The 18154-nt window shown below is 58.5% G+C and carries 19 protein-coding genes; 7 read left to right on the top strand and 12 right to left on the bottom strand.

Features of this window, described 5'->3' with window-relative positions; genetic code table 11:
- The first annotated feature begins 134 nt into the window (after window positions 1-134).
- A complete protein-coding gene (argC, locus tag ABL922_RS05535) occupies window positions 135-1070 on the top strand; it encodes an N-acetyl-gamma-glutamyl-phosphate reductase (protein WP_349023208.1) in 936 nt (311 codons plus the stop codon).
- The gene (locus tag ABL922_RS05530) at window positions 1070-1945 is read left to right on the top strand and encodes a hypothetical protein (protein ID WP_349023207.1); all 876 of its coding nucleotides are present in this window, start codon (window positions 1070-1072) and stop codon (window positions 1943-1945) included. The genes argC and ABL922_RS05530 overlap by 1 nt, the downstream gene beginning before the upstream one ends.
- On the opposite strand, the gene map is transcribed toward ABL922_RS05530, so the two are convergent.
- Window positions 1939-2766, bottom strand: coding sequence for a type I methionyl aminopeptidase (map, locus tag ABL922_RS05525; protein WP_349023206.1), 828 nt, complete (start codon window positions 2764-2766; stop codon window positions 1939-1941). The two genes, ABL922_RS05530 and map, sit on opposite strands and share 7 nt — an antisense overlap.
- 65 nt (window positions 2767-2831) lie before the next feature.
- On the opposite strand from map, the gene ABL922_RS05520 reads away from it, so the two are divergent.
- Together ABL922_RS05520 and ABL922_RS05515 are read left to right on the top strand one after the other, a co-directional pair.
- Window positions 2832-3590, top strand: coding sequence for a molybdopterin-binding protein (locus ABL922_RS05520; RefSeq protein ID WP_349023205.1), 759 nt, complete (start codon window positions 2832-2834; stop codon window positions 3588-3590).
- A gap of 48 nt (window positions 3591-3638) precedes the next feature.
- Window positions 3639-6509, top strand: a complete 2871-nt coding sequence (locus tag ABL922_RS05515; protein WP_349023204.1) for an insulinase family protein — start codon at window positions 3639-3641, stop codon at window positions 6507-6509.
- A 3-nt stretch (window positions 6510-6512) separates the two neighbouring features.
- On the opposite strand, the gene ABL922_RS05510 is transcribed toward ABL922_RS05515, so the two are convergent.
- The 6 genes from ABL922_RS05510 to ABL922_RS05485 form a co-directional block, all read right to left on the bottom strand.
- Window positions 6513-6911: a GFA family protein gene (locus ABL922_RS05510; protein WP_349023203.1), complete on the bottom strand. Its 399-nt coding sequence runs from the start codon at window positions 6909-6911 to the stop codon at window positions 6513-6515.
- 45 nt (window positions 6912-6956) lie between these two features.
- Entirely contained in the window at window positions 6957-8267 is a 1311-nt protein-coding gene (gene hslU / locus ABL922_RS05505; RefSeq protein ID WP_349023202.1) for an ATP-dependent protease ATPase subunit HslU, read from the bottom strand.
- Between the two features lie 19 nt (window positions 8268-8286).
- Window positions 8287-8853 (bottom strand): ATP-dependent protease subunit HslV, encoded by a 567-nt coding sequence (gene hslV / locus ABL922_RS05500; RefSeq protein ID WP_349023201.1) that lies wholly within the window; start codon window positions 8851-8853, stop codon window positions 8287-8289.
- 38 nt (window positions 8854-8891) lie between these two features.
- Window positions 8892-9890 carry a UDP-glucose 4-epimerase GalE gene (gene galE, locus ABL922_RS05495; RefSeq protein WP_349023200.1) on the bottom strand — a complete coding sequence of 333 codons (999 nt, stop codon included), beginning with the start codon at window positions 9888-9890 and terminating at the stop codon, window positions 8892-8894.
- 123 nt (window positions 9891-10013) lie between these two features.
- Window positions 10014-10259 carry a hypothetical protein gene (locus ABL922_RS05490; protein ID WP_349023199.1) on the bottom strand — a complete coding sequence of 82 codons (246 nt, stop codon included), beginning with the start codon at window positions 10257-10259 and terminating at the stop codon, window positions 10014-10016.
- Window positions 10260-10437: 178 nt separating this feature from the next.
- Window positions 10438-10686: a hypothetical protein gene (locus tag ABL922_RS05485; RefSeq protein WP_349023198.1), complete on the bottom strand. Its 249-nt coding sequence runs from the start codon at window positions 10684-10686 to the stop codon at window positions 10438-10440.
- A 274-nt stretch (window positions 10687-10960) separates the two neighbouring features.
- On the opposite strand from ABL922_RS05485, the gene ABL922_RS05480 reads away from it, so the two are divergent.
- Window positions 10961-11782 carry a carbon-nitrogen hydrolase family protein gene (locus ABL922_RS05480; protein ID WP_349023197.1) on the top strand — a complete coding sequence of 274 codons (822 nt, stop codon included), beginning with the start codon at window positions 10961-10963 and terminating at the stop codon, window positions 11780-11782.
- Here the strand turns inward: ABL922_RS05480 and ABL922_RS05475 are convergent.
- Complete coding sequence (locus tag ABL922_RS05475; RefSeq protein WP_349023196.1) at window positions 11751-12758, bottom strand: DMT family transporter; 1008 nt, start codon at window positions 12756-12758, stop codon at window positions 11751-11753. The two genes, ABL922_RS05480 and ABL922_RS05475, sit on opposite strands and share 32 nt — an antisense overlap.
- 9 nt (window positions 12759-12767) lie before the next feature.
- Between ABL922_RS05475 and ABL922_RS05470 the strand changes: the two genes are divergently transcribed.
- Complete coding sequence (locus tag ABL922_RS05470; protein ID WP_349023195.1) at window positions 12768-12983, top strand: hypothetical protein; 216 nt, start codon at window positions 12768-12770, stop codon at window positions 12981-12983.
- A gap of 88 nt (window positions 12984-13071) precedes the next feature.
- Complete coding sequence (locus ABL922_RS05465; protein WP_349023194.1) at window positions 13072-14202, top strand: zinc-binding dehydrogenase; 1131 nt, start codon at window positions 13072-13074, stop codon at window positions 14200-14202.
- Window positions 14203-14208: 6 nt separating this feature from the next.
- On the opposite strand, the gene ABL922_RS05460 is transcribed toward ABL922_RS05465, so the two are convergent.
- The 4 genes from ABL922_RS05460 to ABL922_RS05445 are packed head-to-tail and all read right to left on the bottom strand — an operon-like array spanning window position 14209 to window position 18141.
- Window positions 14209-14943 carry an enoyl-CoA hydratase-related protein gene (locus tag ABL922_RS05460; RefSeq protein WP_349023193.1) on the bottom strand — a complete coding sequence of 245 codons (735 nt, stop codon included), beginning with the start codon at window positions 14941-14943 and terminating at the stop codon, window positions 14209-14211.
- Complete coding sequence (locus ABL922_RS05455) at window positions 14940-15779, bottom strand: MaoC family dehydratase N-terminal domain-containing protein (protein ID WP_349023192.1); 840 nt, start codon at window positions 15777-15779, stop codon at window positions 14940-14942. The genes ABL922_RS05460 and ABL922_RS05455 overlap by 4 nt, the downstream gene beginning before the upstream one ends.
- The gene (locus ABL922_RS05450) at window positions 15779-16930 is read right to left on the bottom strand and encodes an acyl-CoA dehydrogenase family protein (protein WP_349023191.1); all 1152 of its coding nucleotides are present in this window, start codon (window positions 16928-16930) and stop codon (window positions 15779-15781) included. The genes ABL922_RS05455 and ABL922_RS05450 overlap by 1 nt, the downstream gene beginning before the upstream one ends.
- Window positions 16930-18141, bottom strand: a complete 1212-nt coding sequence (locus tag ABL922_RS05445; protein ID WP_349023190.1) for an acetyl-CoA C-acetyltransferase — start codon at window positions 18139-18141, stop codon at window positions 16930-16932. The genes ABL922_RS05450 and ABL922_RS05445 overlap by 1 nt, the downstream gene beginning before the upstream one ends.
- Window positions 18142-18154 lie beyond the last annotated feature (13 nt).

Here is an 18154-nt window from a genome sequence, read left to right as displayed (position 1 = left end):
GAGGAAAGACTTGGCTTGGCAGCTTGCTGCCTAGCAAGTCTTGGAGAGGGGGTGGCCGCCACAAGCCCTCTCCAATTGCGACTAGGCAACAAGTTGCCAAGTCTCCATATCCTCTCCCGTAAAGGGAGAGGAATATGACCCACACCCTCTTCATCGACGGCGCAGTCGGCACCACCGGCCTCGAAATCGCTGACCGGCTTTCGGGCCGCAGCGAGTTTGCGCAGATCATCCTGCCCGAGGACAAGCGCAAGGATGCCGCCGCGCGTCGTGAGGCGCTGAACGATGCCGATTTCGTCATCCTCTGCCTGCCCGATGATGCGGCGAAGGAAGCGGTGGCGATGATTGCCAATGATCGCACCCGCGTGATCGATGCCTCGACCGCGCACCGCGTCGATTCCCATTGGGCCTATGGCTTTCCGGAGTTCAAAAAGGGCCAGCATGAACGGATCGCGGCGGCACGCTTCGTTTCCAATCCGGGTTGCTACCCCACCGGCTTTCTAGGCCTTGTCGCGCCGCTGGTCGCGGCCAAGCTGATCCCGTCAGACTGGCCCTATACCGTCAACGCCGTGTCCGGCTATTCGGGCGGCGGAAAGGCGTTGATCGAACGGTTCGAGGGGGAGGGCGCCGATATCGGTTTCCGCACCTATGGCCTTGACCTCAGCCACAAACATGTGCCGGAGATGCAGCTACATGCCGGCCTGTCACTCGCCCCGATTTTTGCGCCAGCAGTGGTCAAGGCGTTCCGCGGCATGATGGTGGAGGTGCCGCTGCCGATCTCGGTGATGCCCGGCAGCGATAGCCCCGAAGAGATGCGTGCCTGCCTAATGGAGCACTATGCGGGTTCGCCGGTGGTTAAGGTCCATACCGACATGGCGCCGTCCGAACTGCTGATCCTCAACACGCAGGAACCGAACGACCGGCTCGACCTCTACGTGATGGGCAGCCCCAAGGGCGATCAGGTGCGGCTGATGGCGATGCTCGACAATCTGGGCAAGGGCGCCAGCGGTGCGGCCGTGCAGAATTTGAACATCATGGCCGGGCTGGATGAGGTGAGCGGGTTGCGGTTGTGATGCGCATTGCACGCCCCGTGCAGCTATTTATTGCGATAACGGTGTTAGCCACGGCTGATGCCTCTTTCGCGCAACCCGTAAAAGCTGGAGACGTTTTTAAGATATTCTCCCGCTATGAAAACGAAGAAAAACGCGAGGATGGATCAAGCAGTTCAAGCGGTCAGACTGCCATCATCGAGCGAGTAATTCGTGTCGATGAACGTGGTTTAGAGCTGGAGTATGATGAATTTCCAGCCGAAGATGGGACAAAGAAGGGCGCTAACTGGCAACTGCCCGCTCGCATTTTTCGGCCGTTCGAGGGTGAGCCTTCACTGTTGAATACGGAAGAACTTGAGAGCCGCGTTGACCCTTGGCTGAAGAAAGCCAAATTTCCCCGTGCTGCGTGCGGTCAGTGGATATTCACGTGGAATGCTTTCAAAATTGAATGCGATCCCGTTTCAGCACTTGGAATTGTAAAGCAGTATGATTTGTGGACGTGGATATCGGACAGGATGCCTTATAGTGATCCATACGCTTCTGCTCCTTCGCCCATACGTCTCAGAACCAGCAACGCCGAAGGTGCAACCTATACTGTTGAGCTTGCAGTAGACCCTGAAAAGGTGAGGTTAGCTGAGGCTGAGTCTGAAGTGGTTGTCGGAAAGATTATGGGCGACAATAAGTCGCTAGAGGATGCCCTGCTGAATCAGGCTGACAGAAAAATATCCGGTATCATGTCTGTAGAAATCGAAACAGACCCAGCAGGCCTCATCGTAAAGAAGACGACGGTAACAAAACTCGACATTGCAAAATCTGATGGCGACGTCGAGAGCCGCACCAGCACGGTAACCGTCGAACGCGAACGCCTTCCTGCATCTGCTTTACCGCAGCCTCAATAAGGCGGCTTGTGCAGCCCCTTGGGGCTCGCCGTAAAGATCTCGCAGCCTTTGTCGGTAATCCCGATTGAGTGCTCGAACTGCGCCGATAGCGAGCGATCCCGCGTCACTGCTGTCCAGCCATCTTCCAGCACCTTGGCGTGCGGTTTGCCGATGTTGATCATCGGTTCGATGGTGAAGATCATGCCGGGTTTTAGTTCGGGCCCAGTGCCGGGCTTTCCGGCATGCACCACTTCGGGCGCGTCATGGAACAAACGCCCAAGGCCATGCCCGCAAAATTCGCGGACTACGCCATAACGATGCGCTTCGGCATGGGTCTGGATCGCATGGGCAATATCTCCGATGCGGTTGCCGGGCTTGGCCTGTTCAATGCCGAGCATCAGGCATTCATAGGTCACATCGACCAGCCGCTTTGCCTTGGTGGGCACATCGCCGACCAGATACATGCGGCTGGTATCGCCGTGCCAGCCATCGACGATCGGGGTGACATCGATATTGACGATATCGCCATCGCGCAGTTTCTTGTCCGACGGGATGCCGTGGCAGATCACATGGTTGATGCTGGTGCAGCAGCTGTGCGTATAGCCGCGATAGCCGAGCGTCGCCGGGATGCCGCCGCCCTTCAGTGTCATTTCGCGCACCAGATCGTCAATCTCGCCCGTGGTCACGCCGGGCACGACGAAGGTGGTGAGGGCATCAAGGATTTCGGCGGCAAGACGGCCTGCCTTGCGCATGCCTTCAAAGGCTTCCGCGCCGTGCAGCTTGATCACCCCGTCACGCGGGATGGCGGCCTCTTCGGCGGTAACGGCAACATATTGGTTCATGAGGGCGCATATAGGCGCTTTATCCGTGCTTTGCGAGGGGAGTCTTTGCGGCTATGCCCGAGTCCATGACCTCAAACCGCATCTACACCGCCGCACTTGTCATCATTGGCGATGAAATCCTTTCCGGCCGCACGCAGGACAAGAATATCAGCCAGATCGCGCTCTGGCTTAACGTGCAGGGCATCCGCCTGCGCGAGGTGCGCGTGGTGCCCGATGTCGAGGAGGCGATTGTAGAGGCGGTGAACACACTGCGCGCGCGCAACGATTATCTGTTCACCACCGGCGGGATCGGGCCGACGCATGACGACATCACCGTCGATGCGATTGCAGCGGCGCTAGGCGTGCAGGTGGTCCTGCATCCTATCGCGAAGGAAATCCTCGAGCGCTATTACGAAACCCGTGGTGGTGTGACCGAACAGCGGCTGCGCATGGCGAGGGTGCCCGATGGCGCGGACCTGATCCCGAACAAGATGTCGGGCGCGCCGGGGATCAAGATTGGCAATATCTTCATTATGGCGGGTGTGCCGCACATCACCGCTGGCATGCTCGATGCTCTGACCGGCACGCTGGAGGGTGGCGCACCCTTGCTGTCGCACCAGATCGGCTGCTGGGTCGCCGAAAGCGAGATCGCAAAGCTGCTCGGCGATACCGAAAAGGCGCATGAAGGCTGCCAGATTGGCAGCTATCCCTTTTTCCGTGAAGGCCGTGTTGGCGCCAATTTCGTGGTACGCTCCACCGACGCGCACCAGTTGGCGGCCTGTGTCGAGGCCCTGCGATCGGGGCTAGCCGGCTTTGGTTATGAAACCATCGATGGCGGGATTTGACCGCTTATTCATCCTGCGTCAATCGACGCCGCAGCAGGAAGCCGGTCGATGAAATTTCTCCCTAGTCTTCGCCTGGCAACCGCGCTTGCGCTGCTCATTCCTGCACAGTCGGTTTTTGCAGAAACCACCCCTGCGACAGAAACCAAACCCGCCCAGACCCCTTGGCTTTACGAGAATAGCGACGTTCCAGTCGACGCCAGCTGGACCTTCGGTGTACTCGAAAATGGCCTGCGCTATGCGGTGAAGAAGAATATCGTGCCGCAGGGTCAGGTCTCAATCCGCGTGCGCGTTGATGCGGGTGCGCTGCATGAAGAGGATAATGAGCTCGGCTTTGCGCATCTGATGGAGCATCTGGCGTTCCGCGGTTCGGAACATGTCCCCGAAGGTGAAGCCAAACGCATCTGGCAGCGCTTCGGCGTCAGCTTTGGCAGCGACAGCAATGCCCAGACCACACCAACGCAGACGGTTTATAAGCTCGACCTGCCCAACAGTTCGCCTGCCACGCTCGATGAATCGCTGAAAATCCTCGCGGGAATGGTGCGCGCGCCCAACATCTCCGAAAGCGCGTTGAATGCGGAGCGTGCGATCGTTCAGGCCGAGCTACGTGAATCCGCTGGCGCTGGGATGGATCTGGGCGAAGCGATGCGCCAGCACGCTTTCCAGGGGCAGCGGCTCGCAAAGCGTTCGACCATCGGAACAATAGAAAGCCTCGACACCGCCTCGGCTGCGGGACTGAAAGAATTCCACCGACGCTGGTATCGGCCCGAGAAAGTCGTGGTCTCGATAGCAGGCGATGCCGACCCCGTTGAACTCGAACGCCTTGTCCGTCTGCATTTCGGCAGTTGGAAAGGGCAGGGTGCCCCCGTTGCCGATCCCGATTTCGGACGCCCTGATCCCAACGGCGCTGTCGCGAAGACTGTGGTCGCTCCCACGCTGCCGCCCAATGTTGCGGTCATCTACGCCCGGCCTTGGGAAAAGGTCGCCGACACCATAGCCTATAATGAACAATTGCTGGTCGATGCGCTGGCGCAGCAGATCATCAACCGCCGTCTGGTGACGCAGGCGCGGGCCGGGTCGACCTTCAGCGTCGCCGAAGTGGCGCAGGAAGATATCTCGCGCAGCGCCGATACCACTACGGTTATCATCACCCCGATTGGCGACAATTGGCAAAAGGCGGTGGTGGACGTGCGCGCGATTATCGCCGATGCGACCACTACGCCACCTTCGGCCGCCGATATTGAACGCGAATTGGCGCTGTTCGGCAATGCGCTGCGCACAATGCGCGATAGCTATCCGTTTGAAGCGGCGGCCAAGCAGGCCGACGACATCGTCAAGGCGGTCGATATCCGCGAAACCATCGCCGATCCCGATACGGTCGTGTCGGTCTATGAAAATATGCGCAGCAAATTCACGCCCGAACGCCTGTTCGCGGCGACCAAGGCGCTTTTCGCGGCTGATGCCGTTCGCATATTGCGTACCACGCCTGTTGCGGACGGGGCAGACGCCGATGTCCGTTTGGCTAAGGCTCTTACCGATCCGGTGACGGCGGCGACTACGGTGCGCCTGTCGGAAAATGCGATCACCATCGAGGATCTGCCCAAGCTGGGAGCGCCCGCTACAGTCGTGTCGCGCAATACGCTAACGCGGTTGGAAATGGAATCGGTTGAGCTGTCGAATGGCGTGCGCGCGCTTTTGTTCCCGAACAAGGCAGAGAGCGGTCAGGTCCGCGTGCTCGTGCGCTTCGGCCGGGGCTATCAGGCAGTCGATCCGGCCAAGGGTGCCTTGTTCTGGACCGGGCAGGGCATCATCAGCGAAAGCGGCATTGGGCAATTTAGTCGGACGCAGATTGATCAGCTGGTCAATGGTCGCCGCATCGAACTGGGTTTCAATGTCGACAATGATGCGTTCGAATATACCGCATCGACGCGTCCAGAAGATTTGACTGATCAGCTGCGGTTGATCGCGACCAAGATGGAAAACCCCAATTGGGATAGCGCTCCGCTCGAACGCGAAAAGGCGCTGGCGATTGCGGGCTATCGCAGCTTCGACATGTCGGCGACTGCGGTGCTGCAACGCGAGCTGCAATATCGGTTGTCAGGCAATGATTTGCGCTGGAAAATCCCCACTCCCGACGAAGTGCGCAAAGTTGATGCCAGGGCGTTTCGTCGCTTCTGGGAACCTTTGTTGGCCAGCGGCCCGGTGGAAGTATTGCTGTTCGGCGACTTTGAAACTGAAAAAGCGGTCGATGCGCTGCAGAACACCGTTGGCGCGCTGAAACCGCGGAGTGTGGCTTCGATTTCGCAAAAGGCTTCGCAAGTCATCTTCCCTGCGGCCAACGCAAAGCCGCTGCGTTTTACGCACAAGGGCCCCAAGGATCAGTTGGCGGCCGTCATCGGCTGGCCCACCGGGGCAGGGCTTGCGCAGATCAGCGAAGCCCGCCAGCTGGAAGTGCTCGCGGCATTGTTCCGCGACCGGCTATTCGAAAAATTCCGATCGGAACAGGCTGCAAGCTATAGCCCGGACGCAACTGCGACTTGGCCGGACGAATTTGCATCGGGCGGCTTCCTGATGGCGTACAGCCAGATGCAGCCCAAGGATAAGGACCGCTTCTTCGCTTTTGCAAATGCGGTCGCAGCAGATTTGGTTTCTACGCCAGTGAGCAAGGACGAACTGCAGCGTGCGCTGGAGCCGATCCTGCAATATGTCGAGCGCGCGACGACGGGCAATCTGTTCTGGATGAACGAGCTGGAGGGCGCGACTTATAATGCCGCGCGCTATGACGCGCTGGGACGACTATACAGCGACTACAGCAAGGTCACGCCCGAGCAGTTGCAAGCGCTGGCGCGCAAATATCTGGTAACTACCAAGGCCTGGACGATGGTTGTAGAGCCAGAGGCCGGAGCGGTTGCTTCGCGCTAGTCTCTAACCCGGAAAGCGCTCAAATGCCGGACGGCTGTGCGCGGTTTCCATCCAGCCGAGCCGTTCAGCCGTCTGGATATGCGCGCCGGGGGGCAGGGCTTCGGGATCGTCGAGCGTTGCCGACTGGATATCGACGATACCGGGCAGGAATTCCGCGTTGCGATAATAGAGCCCCGATCCGCATTTCGGGCAGAAACTGCGCATCGCCGAACCTGAGGAATTGAAAGTCACAGGCTCGCCCTCGACCAGTTTGAACTGATCCTCGGTAAAGGCCGCCCATGCCACCATCGGCGCTCCCGACGATTTACGGCAATCGCTGCAGTGACAAAGCGCCACATGTTGCGGCTCTCCGTTCACCTTATAGCGCACCGCGCCGCAATGGCATCCGCCTTGATGGGTCATGTTTGTCTCCTTCCTGCGACTCACATAGCAGGAAGTATGGAACAATTATAGAACATATTTGGAAAGATCGGCGTCCTTGGCAATGCCCGAAAGCTGCTGCTCAACATAGGCAGCGTCGATCTTGATCGTCTCGCCCTTGCGGTCCTCGGCATCAAAGCTGATGTCCTCAAGCAAGCGTTCCATCACGGTCTGCAGGCGGCGCGCACCGATATTTTCGACGCTTTCGTTCACCTGCGCCGCGATGCGTGCGAGCGCGGTAAGCGCGTCGTCGGTAAACTCCAGCGCTACATCTTCGGTGCCCAGCAGTGCCACATATTGGTGCGGCAAATTGGCCTTGGTTTGCGAAAGAATGCGGACAAAATCCTCCTGCGTCAGCGCGGTCAACTCGACACGGATCGGCAGGCGGCCCTGCAATTCGGGCAGCATGTCGCTGGGCTTGGAGATATGGAAGGCACCGCTGGCGATGAACAACACATGGTCAGTCTTCATCGGACCATATTTGGTCGCAACCGTTGTGCCCTCAATTAAAGGCAGCAGGTCGCGTTGCACGCCTTCGCGGCTCACCGAACCGCCGCGCACATCGCTGACGGCAATTTTGTCGATCTCGTCGAGGAAGACGATGCCATTGGCTTCGGCATCGGCAATCGCGGTGCGCGCAACATCATCCTGATCGAGCCGCTTTTCGGTTTCCTCGTCAACCAGCTTTGCCCAGGCTTCGGGCACTTTCAGCTTGCGGCGTTTCTGGTTGTTCTGGCCGAACGCCTTGCCCATCATCTCACCGATATTGATCATGCCTACGCCGCCCATTCCTGGGCCAAGGTCAGACAAGCCCATCGGCATGCGCGGGGCATCGGCAACGTCGATTTCAATTTCGACATCATCCATATGGTGGTCGCGGATGCGCTGGCGAAAGGCTTCGCGCGTCGCTTCGCTGGCGGTATCGCCCGCCAACGGCTTCAGGATGCGTTCCATCGCGGCGGCTTCGGCTGCTTCACGCACAACCTCACGGCGACGATCCTTTTCGAGGCGGATGGCTTCCTCGACCAAATCTCGGGCAATCTGTTCGACATCGCGGCCGACATAGCCGACCTCGGTGAATTTGGTGGCCTCGACCTTGATGAACGGCGCATCGGCCAGTTTCGCCAAGCGGCGGCTGATTTCGGTCTTGCCGCAGCCCGTCGGGCCAATCATCAGGATGTTCTTGGGCGTCACTTCGTCACGCAACTCGGCGGGAAGGCGTTGGCGGCGCCAGCGGTTGCGCAGGGCAACGGCAACTGCGCGCTTGGCGTCGGCCTGACCGATGATGTGTTCGTCCAATGCGGCGACAATCGCCTTGGGCGTAAGATTTTGGCTCATAATAAAGGGATTCCCGGGGTCAGCCGACGCTGTCCATGCTTTCGACCGTCAGCTGGTCATTGGTGTAAACGCAAATCTCGGCAGCGATTTTCATCGCGTGGCGCGCCTGTGTTTCGGCGTCGGCCTCATAGTCCATCAGTGCGCGCGCGGCTGCGAGTGCAAAGTTGCCGCCCGATCCAATGGCCGCAATGCCATCGAGCGGTTCGAGTACATCACCATTGCCGGTCAGGATCAGTGTCACTTCCTTGTCGGCGACGATCATCATCGCCTCCAGGTTGCGAAGATATTTGTCAGTCCGCCAGTCTTTCGCGAGTTCGACTGCAGCCCGCATCAACTGCCCGCGATGCGCTTCCAGCTTTTTTTCGAGCCGTTCGAAAAGTGTAAAGGCATCGGCCGTTGCACCCGCAAAGCCCGCAATCACGCTGCCGTCGTGCAGGCGGCGGACCTTTTTGGCATTGGGCTTCATGACGGTTTGGCCCATCGAGACCTGACCGTCACCCGCAATCACTACCTTGCCGCCTTTGCGGACTGAAAGGATGGTGGTGCCGTACCAGGTCGACGGGTTGTTATGCGCTTGATTGTCCATAGCCCCGGATATGGGGCGCATGGTTCAACTGTGCAAGACTAGCTGCGCTCGCCTAGCTTGCGTTCCCACTGCAGGGCGTGGGTTACGATGGTGTCGAGGTCATCATAATTCGGTTGCCAACCAAAGCGTGCCTTGATCTCGCGATTGTCCGAAATCAGTTCGTCAGGGTCGCCGGCGCGGCGACCTTCGATCTTGCGGTCGATGGTTAGATTGGTGACGCGGTCGACGGCGTCCAGAACCTGCATCACCGAATAGCCATGGCCATAGCCGCAATTGAGCGTGTGGCTGGCTTTCGGGTCAGCCACCAGCGCCTCCAGTGCGATGACATGCGCTGCGGCCAGATCGCTGACATGGATATAATCGCGGACGCCTGTGCCATCGGGAGTGGCATAATCGGTGCCAAACACAGCCACCGAATCGCGTTTTCCTAATGCGGCTTCGACCGCGACCTTGATCAGGTGGGTAGCACCTGCGGTCGACTGGCCGGTGCGGCCTTGAGGATCGGCCCCTGCGACGTTGAAATAGCGGAGCGCGCAATAGTTGAAGTCATGCGCGGCCGCGACGTCGCGCAGCATATATTCGGTCATCAGTTTCGACATGCCATAGGGATTGATCGGCAGCTTGGGCATGTCTTCGCGCACCGGGCTCGATTCGGGGATGCCATAGGTGGCGGCAGTCGAAGAGAAGATGAAATGCTTCACGCCCGCCTGCACAGCCGAATCGATCACGCTGCGACTCGCGGCGGTATTGTTGCGATAATATTTGAGCGGGTTCTCGACTGATTCGGGGACGATGATGGAACCCGCAAAATGCATAATTGCCTCAATCCCATGATTGCGTAGCGCGGAGGCGACCAGTGCTTCATCGGCGACATTACCTTCGACCAACGGCACATCGTCAGGGATCGCCCAACGAAAACCCGTTACCAGATTGTCGATAACGACGGGACTGTGCCCGGCATCTTTCAGGGCGAGAACGGCGTGGCTGCCAATATATCCAGCACCGCCGGTTACGAGAACTTTGAGACTATGGGACATGACAGTGTGCCTAGCACAAGCGATTGACCAGATGGTTAAAATCCTCGGCGATTCGCGCTAACCAAGCGATCATAATAAAAAAGGCGGCAAAAAAGCCGCCTTTCGTCGAATTTTTGACTAGGCTCAGGGGCTGGTCGGATTGTCGTCGTCCGAAAGTAGAACGATTCCCAACACCACTGCCGCAGCCGCAACGATTGCGATAATGACTCCGCTGCCACCACCGAGCTTGCTTTCGGCTTTCTTGACCGAGTTCGCACGCTTGACTTGAGACGTGGCTGATTTCGAAACGGACGGTGCAGCCTGAGCTACAACGGGAGATCCGGCCACAGCGAGAGCGGCAGATGCCAGCAATATTTTCGCAATTTTCATGTTAAAACTCCCTTTGGAATAGGACGTGTTGTGTTTCAATGTGTGACTTTGAGTTGCGACCCCGGCCACATTTACCTTAAATGTCAGTTACATTGGAAGGATGCAAGTGCATTTCGTCGAGCCGAGGCAAAAAAAAGGCGGCCAAAAAGCCGCCTTTCCTTTTAATCTCAGACCGAGCTCAGGGGCTGGTCGGAGCGTCGTCGTCGTTGCCCGAGGCAATGACGATACCGGCGATAACAGCTGCAGCTGCGAGAACAGCGATGATGACACCGCTTCCGCCGCCGAGCTTGCTTTCTTCCTTAGCGGCACCAGCGCGCTGCACCTTGGCAGCGACGGGCTTTGCAGGAGCAGCAGCCTGTGCAATCACCGGGGCACCGGCGAGAGCAACAGCAGCCGCTGCAGCGAGCGAAACTTTACCGAAACGCATTTTTTGGCTCCTTTTTTGAATGTGGTTTTAAACACACCGAGCGCTTATTGGCACAATCAGCTGTTCTGTGCAACCCGTGAATCTAGTGGGAAATTGCAAAATCTCATTTTCTCTTCATAGCTTGCATGACTGTTGCGCAGCCGACACAGTGTTGCAAACGCTAAATGATGCTAATTACCATGTCACGAAAGCTGTAAGTTTTCGTCATTTGCTTCTGTTCATAGTAATTCTCGGTCAAACACGATGAATCGATTTGAAGAAGGGTGTTAGAGTCGTGCTAATTGCAGTTCATCAAATGAACAGTTGTACCGATGTTGACAGGAATGGCGCCGCAATGGTTGCGGCAATGAAAGAAGCCAAAGCGCAGGGGGCCGCGTTCTATTTTGCGCCGGAGATGTCCCTGTTACTCGATCGCGATAGGGAAAGAGCAAAAGCGAACATCGCGTTGGAAGGCGAAAATGAATGGTTGCGTAAACTAGCATTTCTAGCCGAAGAATTAGAACTCTGGGTGCATATGGGATCGGTTCCAGTCCTGTCCGAACGCGCTCCGGGACGTATGGCAAACAGAACCATACTCTTTGACAGTTCCGGCAAGTTGGTTGCCCGTTATGACAAGATGCATCTGTTCGATGTCGATTTGGCCACGGGTGAATCCTGGCGAGAATCGTCAGCTTATGTTGGCGGCGGTGCCCCGGTGCTGGCGGATACACCGCTGGGTTGGATGGGGCTGACGATTTGCTACGATATGCGCTTTCCGGATCTTTATAGTCTGCTGGCGCGTGGCGGCGCCCGCGCCTTTGCTGTTCCTGCGGCCTTCACCGTTCCGACCGGCAGCGCGCATTGGCACATTTTGCTGCGAGCGCGAGCAATCGAATCCGCAGCCTTTGTGATCGCGGCAGCGCAATCGGGCAAGCATGAGGATGGTCGTGAAACTTACGGCCATTCGTTGGTTGTTGATCCCTGGGGCAAGGTCATTCTCGACATGGGTGAAGGCGAGGGGCTGGGTTTTGCAGAAATTGATACTGCCCGCGTCGATGAAGTGCGCGCGCAAATCCCGGTGCATCTCAACCGACGGGATATTCCACCACTTCCATAGCGCGTCGTCTGGTTAGATGCTGTTCGCGCCGGGCAATGATCATGCCTGCGCCTACGATTAGCGGCGCGCCCAGCCAAACTGAATGTCCCGGAATATCACCGAACACAGCATATCCCATCAATGCTGACCAAAGTAGCGCGCTATAATCCATCGTCATGATCGCGGCGACAGACGCGTGGCGCAAGGATGCGGTCAGCAGTATCTGCGCGATGGCCCCGGAAAGGCTGAGACCAGCTATAATCGCCCAACTGGCCAGATCATGGTTTTTGCCAAACAGCAAAACGGCCACCCCCAGCGGAACCAGCGAGGTAAGGCTGAACCAGAAAACGATGGCACCCGCCGGCTCGCTCTGCGCCATCCGACGGAGCTGGATAATCACACATGCTGTCATTAACGCACCGCCCAATGCCACAGCTGCACCGGTCAGAACGATGGCCCGACCACCTGGCTGCAGTGCAACCACCACGCCGACAAAGCCCAAGACCACCGCGCCCCATCGATAGCGCCCGGTGGGTTCGCGTAACAGCAATGCAGCGAGGATTGTCGCAAATATCTGCGCAGCAAAACCAAAGGTTGTGGCCTCGGCCATAGGCAACAACAGCATCGCCGAGAAATTGAGCGTCATCGCCGACACGCCGAGGATCATGCGCAAGCCATGCTCCATGGGTCGTGAGGTGCGAATGGAGGCGAGCGCGCCTGTCCACCAAAGCCATGCAACGGCAACCGGAAGCCCGGCGAGCTGACGGTAAAACAAGCTTTCGGTAACATGGACGCCATGCGCACCTGCGAGTTTTACCAGCGCAAACATGATCCCAAGCACTGCCATCGCGGCAAGTCGAAGGGCTACGCCAAGCAACGGATGCTGGCTGGAGCTAGCGAAAGTCGTGTTTTTGGGTTCGTCGGGCCGCATCGCCGCCTGCATAGGCGGATAATGCCGTCCGTCCAGCCTCTTGCAATGCTTGGGCTGAATGCGCATCTGGCCGGGATGATCGATTGGCTAGCAGAAAACTGGAACTTTCATATGTGGGCGGTCATTGCCGTGCTTTCGGCAATGGCATCTGCGCTGTTTGTGCTGGCGGATCGAAAACGGCAAAAACGTGAGCGTCTTGATCGGGTCGGCTTCATTCCCTGGACCGGTTTGAGCGTACTTGCGATGGGGATCACCCTGTTATGCGCCGTGCTCGCTGTTAAAGCAGGCTGATTCCAACAGTGTCGTTGAAGCCTTTGGCGCGTTCGGCTAATCCAGTTGCAAAGGCGAACCGAATCCGGACGTTTGAGAGGAGACCGACATGACCGAACTACCCACAGCAAATCGTACCATGCTGACCGAAGTAAAGCCGGAAGGGGTGTTGGAACTCTATCTTGCGAATCTGCCGATGCCGACGCCGAAGGACCATGAAGTTGTCGTCAAGGTGCAGGCAACCCCGATCAACCCCTCTGATCTCGGCCTGATGGTCGGTGCTGCCGATGTGACCAGCGCGCGGGCGATCGATCGTGATGGCCTTCCCGGAATTGCGATGAATGTTCCCGAAGCAGGTATGCGCTTCATGGCGGGTCGTGTCGGTCAGGCATTGCCCATTGGCAATGAAGGCTGCGGAGTCGTTGTCGCGGCGGGCGCTTCACCGGAAGCACAGGCTTTGATAGGCAAAACCGTCGCACTCATCGGCGGTGAGATTTATGCGCAATATCGCTGTCTGGCAGCAATGGCATGTATGCCGCTCCCTGATGGAACTGCGCCGGAAGATGGCGCATCCTGCTTCGTCAACCCACTGACTTCACTCGGCTTTGTTGAGACGATGAAGCTGGAAGGTTACAAGGCGATTGTCCACGCCGCAGCCGCCTCCAACCTTGGCCAGATGCTGGTGAAGATCTGTAAGGCAGATGGCATTCCGCTCGTCAATATCGTGCGTAGCGAAGAGCAAGTTGCCTTGCTCAAGGGCATTGGCGCCGAAATTGTGCTCAATTCAAACGACGCCGATTTTGTGGAGCAACTAACCAGTGCGATCGAAAAGACCGAAGCATTTCTGGGCTTTGATCCGATTGGCGGCGGCAAGCTGGCCGGGCAAATATTGGGCGCGATGGAGGCAGCAGCTGTGCGCCGCATGTCGGCCTATAGCCGCTATGGTTCAGACCAGATGAAACAGGTCTATATCTACGGCGCGCTTGATGTTGGCCCGACCATTCTTAACCGCAATTTCGGTCTGACCTGGAGTCTGAGCGGCTGGTTGCTCACGCCGTTCATGGCAAAGGCTGGCCCTGAAATTGTTGGCCGCATGCGCGCCCGCGTTGCCGCTGAGCTGACGACGACTTTCAAGAGCCATTACAGCCATGAAGTCAGCCTGGAGCAGGCGGTCGATGTTGCAACGATGCAGGCCTATAATGCCAAGCGCACGGGTGAGAAATATCTGATCCGGCCCTAGGCTGGTTCACTTTCCAAACTGGCCGCTGACCCGCTCGATAAAATCCGGACCCACGCCCACGCTGTTGAACACTTCGTGGGCGAGGCCCGCATTGAGCGGCAGGTCGGCCTGTTCCTGATAGAGCCGCTTATAGGCAAAGACGCTGTGGCGGCTTTGCGCGGCGATAGCGCGGGCGAGTTCCAGCGCCCTGGCATCGAGTTCGGCATCTGGCACGGCGTGATTGGCAAGGCCGATGCGCGCAGCTTCTACCCCTGATGCGGGCAGGCCAGTAAAGCTCATCTCGCGGGCTTTCCACTGGCCGACGCGGCGGGGCAGGCGCTGGCTCATTCCCCAAATTGGGACCAGCGCGAATTTGCCGTGCGTGTCGGCGAAAACCGCATTTTCGGCTGCCAAAATGATGTCACCCGCCAAAGCAAGCTCAAGTCCGCCGGTGTAGCATCCGCCCTGAACGGCGACGATAACCGGCTGCGGCAGTGTAGCGAGCGCAGTGACGATCGATGCCTGAAAATGCGGGCGAGGCAACGCCTCGCCTCGCTCTTTCAAATCGTTGCCCGCACAGAATGTCGGCCCATTGGCGCGAAGGATGACGGCACCGACGGCCTCACTCGCCGCACGGATCGCATCGATATGCGCTTCCAATTCGAGCCACAGCGCGATGTTGAGCGCGTTGCGCTTGTCGGGCCGGTTGAGTGACAGGATGGCAATGCCATCGCGGTCTTCGCGAGAAACCAAATCGGTCATAGACTTCCTTCTGCCGCTACGACGGTCTGGCCCGCCGGATTGAGTGCTGCCAAGATCAAAGCATCGCCCTCGCGTCGCCCGACCAGATGGAGCGGTTCGCCCGCAAAGGCAGGGCTCTGTGCGCGGAAGGCGAATTGCTTTACAGCGTTCGCGCCAAATTGCCGCGCCGCAAGATCCAACAGCAACGATGAATTCAGCGGCCCATGCGCGACAAGCCCGCGATAGCCCTCTTCGTTGATCGCATAAGGTGCATCATAATGGATGCGGTGCGTGTTGAAGGTGATGGCTGAAAAGCGGAACAGCAGCGCCTCGTTGGGGACCAGTGTGCGGTGGAAATCCCATTCGCTGAAATCGATGGTGACCGGTTCGGGTGCGGGTGCAGGCTTGGCGGTATTGGCTTCGCGATAGACCAAAGTTTGCCGTTCTTTGATAGCCAAGACACCATCGGCATTTGTCTCATGAGCGACCTCAACGAAGACAAGGCTGCCGGTGCTACCGGACTTTTCGTTAATTGAGGCGATGGTCGAAACACGCTCGATTTCGGCATTGACCTGTATCGGGGCTACGAATTCCACCTTGCTCGACGCCCACATGCGCCGGGGATGCGGGACAGGCGGAAAAAAGCTGTCGGGGCTGTCGCTGCGCTGCGGATGGCCGTCCAGTCCCAGTTGCGCCGTAGTTGCCTCGGGCGTGCACAGCACCCAGTGGATCGCTTGCGGAGCGACATCGCCGCCCTCCGCGCTATCGATCGTTGCACGAAAGCGCTGCAGCAGGGCAGGGGTCAGCCGATCGCTCTGCACCAATTGGCGGCCTATCCAGGCATCCCAGGCACCCATCAATAGCTCCTCGGCAGGCCAAGCACATGCTCGGCAACAAAAGACAGGATCATGTTCGTGCTGATTGGTGCGACCTGATAGAGCCGCGTTTCGCGAAACTTGCGTTCGACATCATATTCTGCGGCAAAGCCAAAGCCGCCATGCGTCTGCACACAGGCTTCGCCCGCGGCCCAGCTGGCTTCGGCAGCCAGCATCTTGGCCATATTGGCTTCCTCGCCACAATTCTCGCCTGCCTCATATTTGCGGATGCCTTCGTGCACGAGCAGGTCGGCGGCGCGCATCTGCGCATAAGCGCGGGCGATGGGGAACTGCACACCCTGGTTCTGGCCGATGGGCCGACCGAACAGCACCCTTTCCTTGGCGTAGGCGGTCGCCTTTTCGATAAACCATTTGGCATCGCCAATACACTCCGCCGCGATCAGCAGGCGCTCGGCGTTCATGCCCGACAAGATATAGCGGAAGCCCTTGCCCTCTTCGCCGATCAGATTTGCGGCGGGCACTTCCATATTGTCGAAGAAGACAGCCGTGGTCGCATGGTTCATCATCGTGTCTATGGGGTTGATGGTGAGCGAACCCGCGGCCAGCGCTTCCTTCATATCGACAAGAAAGACCGACAGCCCCTCGGTACGGCTCGCGGCTTCCTCCTTTGGTGTGGTGCGGGCGAGCAGCAGCATCAGGTCCGAATGTTCGGCGCGGCTGGTCCAGATTTTCTGGCCGTTGACGATGTAACGGTCGCCATCCTTTTTGGCGACGGTCTTGAGGCTCAGCGTATCGGTGCCGCTGGTCGGCTCGGTCACGCCAAAGGCTTGCAAACGCAGTTCGCCAGTGGCGATTTTGGGCAGATAACGCTGCTTCTGCTCCTCGCTGCCGTGGCGCAGCACCGTGCCCATGATGTACATCTGGGCGTGCACAGCACCGCCATTGCAGCCCTGTCTCTGGATTTCCTCAAGGATCGCTGCCGCTGCGGAAAGCGGCAGGCCCGCACCGCCATATTCTTCGGGGATCAGCGCGGCGAGATAGCCCGCCTCACCCAAGGCTGCGACAAACTCGGACGGGTATTCACGCACCTTATCTTTGGCACGCCAATATTCGCCGGGATATCCAGCGCATAGTTTGGCGACCTCTTCGCGTATGGCGGTATAATCCTGCATTACGCCCTCTCAAACACAGCGGCTATGCCCTGACCACCGCCGATGCACATGGTTTCAAGGCCGTAGCGCACATCGCGCCGCTGCATCTCGCGGGTCAGATTGGCAAGAATACGCCCGCCGGTTGCGCCAATGGGATGGCCGAGCGAGATGCCCGAGCCGTTGACATTGAGGATGTCGTGGCGGCTATCGTCATCCGACCAGCCCCAGCCCTTGAGACAGGCGAGCACCTGCGGCGCAAAAGCTTCATTGAGTTCGATCAGGCCGATATCGTTCCAAGACAGCCCATTACGTGCAAACAGCCGTTCGGTCGCGGGCACAGGGCCATAGCCCATCCGGCTAGGATCACAGCCAGCGGCGGCCCAGCTGTGGAAGAAAGCGATGGGCTCGAGGCCCAGTTCCTCGAGCTTATCCTCGGCAACAACAAGGCAAGCTGCGGCGGCATCATTTTGTTGGCTGGCATTGCCCGCCGTCACTACGCCGCCTTCCAATGAGCGCAGGGCTCCCAGCGTTTCCGGGCTGGCATCGGCACGATAGCCTTCGTCATGGTCAAAGACGACCGGATCGCCCTTTTTCTGCGGTATCGAAACCGGCACCAGTTCGTCGGCGAACAGCCCATTTGTCCATGCCGCCGTCGCGCGCTGGTGGCTGCGCGCGGCATAGGTATCGCAGGCTTCGCGGCTGATATTCCAGTCCTTGGCCAGATTCTCGGCAGTTTCGATCATGCCTGAAATCACACCATAGCGCTCGACTGGCTGAGACATCACGCGGCCGCGGGTCAGCCGGTCATGCAGTGTCAGGTTGCCGGCGCGAATGCCTTTGCGAATGTCGGTGGTGTAATGCTCGACATTCGACATGCTTTCACAGCCACCCGCAACAACCACATCCGAAACCCCGGTCTGCACCATCATCGCGGCGTTGACGATCGCCTGCAGGCCGGAACCACAGCGACGGTCAAGCTGGTAACCCGGAACCTCTTCGGGAAGGCCTGCAAGCAGCCACGACCAGTGCGAAATGCACGGCGCCTCGCCATTGCCATAGCCTTGCGCGAAGATGACATCGTCGACGCGCGTCGGTTCGATTTTAGTGCGCTCCATCAGGGCTTTGAGGATCACAGCTCCCAACTGGCCTGCAGTCATCGAAGACAGCGAGCCCCCGAATTTACCCACGGCGGTGCGTATTGGGGCGACTATGGCGGCGCGACGAAGAGTCATGTTGGCTTCCTTT

This window comes from Sphingorhabdus sp. (assembly GCF_040079335.1).
Taxonomy (GTDB): Bacteria; Pseudomonadota; Alphaproteobacteria; order Sphingomonadales; family Sphingomonadaceae; genus Sphingorhabdus_B.
This window is presented reverse-complemented; position numbering and strand designations above follow the sequence as displayed.

What these genes read in the sequence shown, in the direction of transcription:
- argC (WP_349023208.1), top strand. Translation starts at nt 135, where the DNA reads ATGACCCACACCCTCTTCATCGACGGCGCAGTCGGCACCACCGGCCTC.
- ABL922_RS05530 (WP_349023207.1), top strand. Translation starts at nt 1,070, where the DNA reads ATGCGCATTGCACGCCCCGTGCAGCTATTTATTGCGATAACGGTGTTA.
- map (WP_349023206.1), bottom strand. Translation starts at nt 2,766, where the DNA reads ATGAACCAATATGTTGCCGTTACCGCCGAAGAGGCCGCCATCCCGCGT.
- ABL922_RS05520 (WP_349023205.1), top strand. Translation starts at nt 2,832, where the DNA reads ATGACCTCAAACCGCATCTACACCGCCGCACTTGTCATCATTGGCGAT.
- ABL922_RS05515 (WP_349023204.1), top strand. Translation starts at nt 3,639, where the DNA reads ATGAAATTTCTCCCTAGTCTTCGCCTGGCAACCGCGCTTGCGCTGCTC.
- ABL922_RS05510 (WP_349023203.1), bottom strand. Translation starts at nt 6,911, where the DNA reads ATGACCCATCAAGGCGGATGCCATTGCGGCGCGGTGCGCTATAAGGTG.
- hslU (WP_349023202.1), bottom strand. Translation starts at nt 8,267, where the DNA reads ATGAGCCAAAATCTTACGCCCAAGGCGATTGTCGCCGCATTGGACGAA.
- hslV (WP_349023201.1), bottom strand. Translation starts at nt 8,853, where the DNA reads ATGGACAATCAAGCGCATAACAACCCGTCGACCTGGTACGGCACCACC.
- galE (WP_349023200.1), bottom strand. Translation starts at nt 9,890, where the DNA reads ATGTCCCATAGTCTCAAAGTTCTCGTAACCGGCGGTGCTGGATATATT.
- ABL922_RS05490 (WP_349023199.1), bottom strand. Translation starts at nt 10,259, where the DNA reads ATGAAAATTGCGAAAATATTGCTGGCATCTGCCGCTCTCGCTGTGGCC.
- ABL922_RS05485 (WP_349023198.1), bottom strand. Translation starts at nt 10,686, where the DNA reads ATGCGTTTCGGTAAAGTTTCGCTCGCTGCAGCGGCTGCTGTTGCTCTC.
- ABL922_RS05475 (WP_349023196.1), bottom strand. Translation starts at nt 12,758, where the DNA reads ATGCGCATTCAGCCCAAGCATTGCAAGAGGCTGGACGGACGGCATTAT.
- ABL922_RS05470 (WP_349023195.1), top strand. Translation starts at nt 12,768, where the DNA reads ATGATCGATTGGCTAGCAGAAAACTGGAACTTTCATATGTGGGCGGTC.
- ABL922_RS05465 (WP_349023194.1), top strand. Translation starts at nt 13,072, where the DNA reads ATGACCGAACTACCCACAGCAAATCGTACCATGCTGACCGAAGTAAAG.
- ABL922_RS05460 (WP_349023193.1), bottom strand. Translation starts at nt 14,943, where the DNA reads ATGACCGATTTGGTTTCTCGCGAAGACCGCGATGGCATTGCCATCCTG.
- ABL922_RS05455 (WP_349023192.1), bottom strand. Translation starts at nt 15,779, where the DNA reads ATGGGTGCCTGGGATGCCTGGATAGGCCGCCAATTGGTGCAGAGCGAT.
- ABL922_RS05450 (WP_349023191.1), bottom strand. Translation starts at nt 16,930, where the DNA reads ATGCAGGATTATACCGCCATACGCGAAGAGGTCGCCAAACTATGCGCT.
- ABL922_RS05445 (WP_349023190.1), bottom strand. Translation starts at nt 18,141, where the DNA reads ATGACTCTTCGTCGCGCCGCCATAGTCGCCCCAATACGCACCGCCGTG.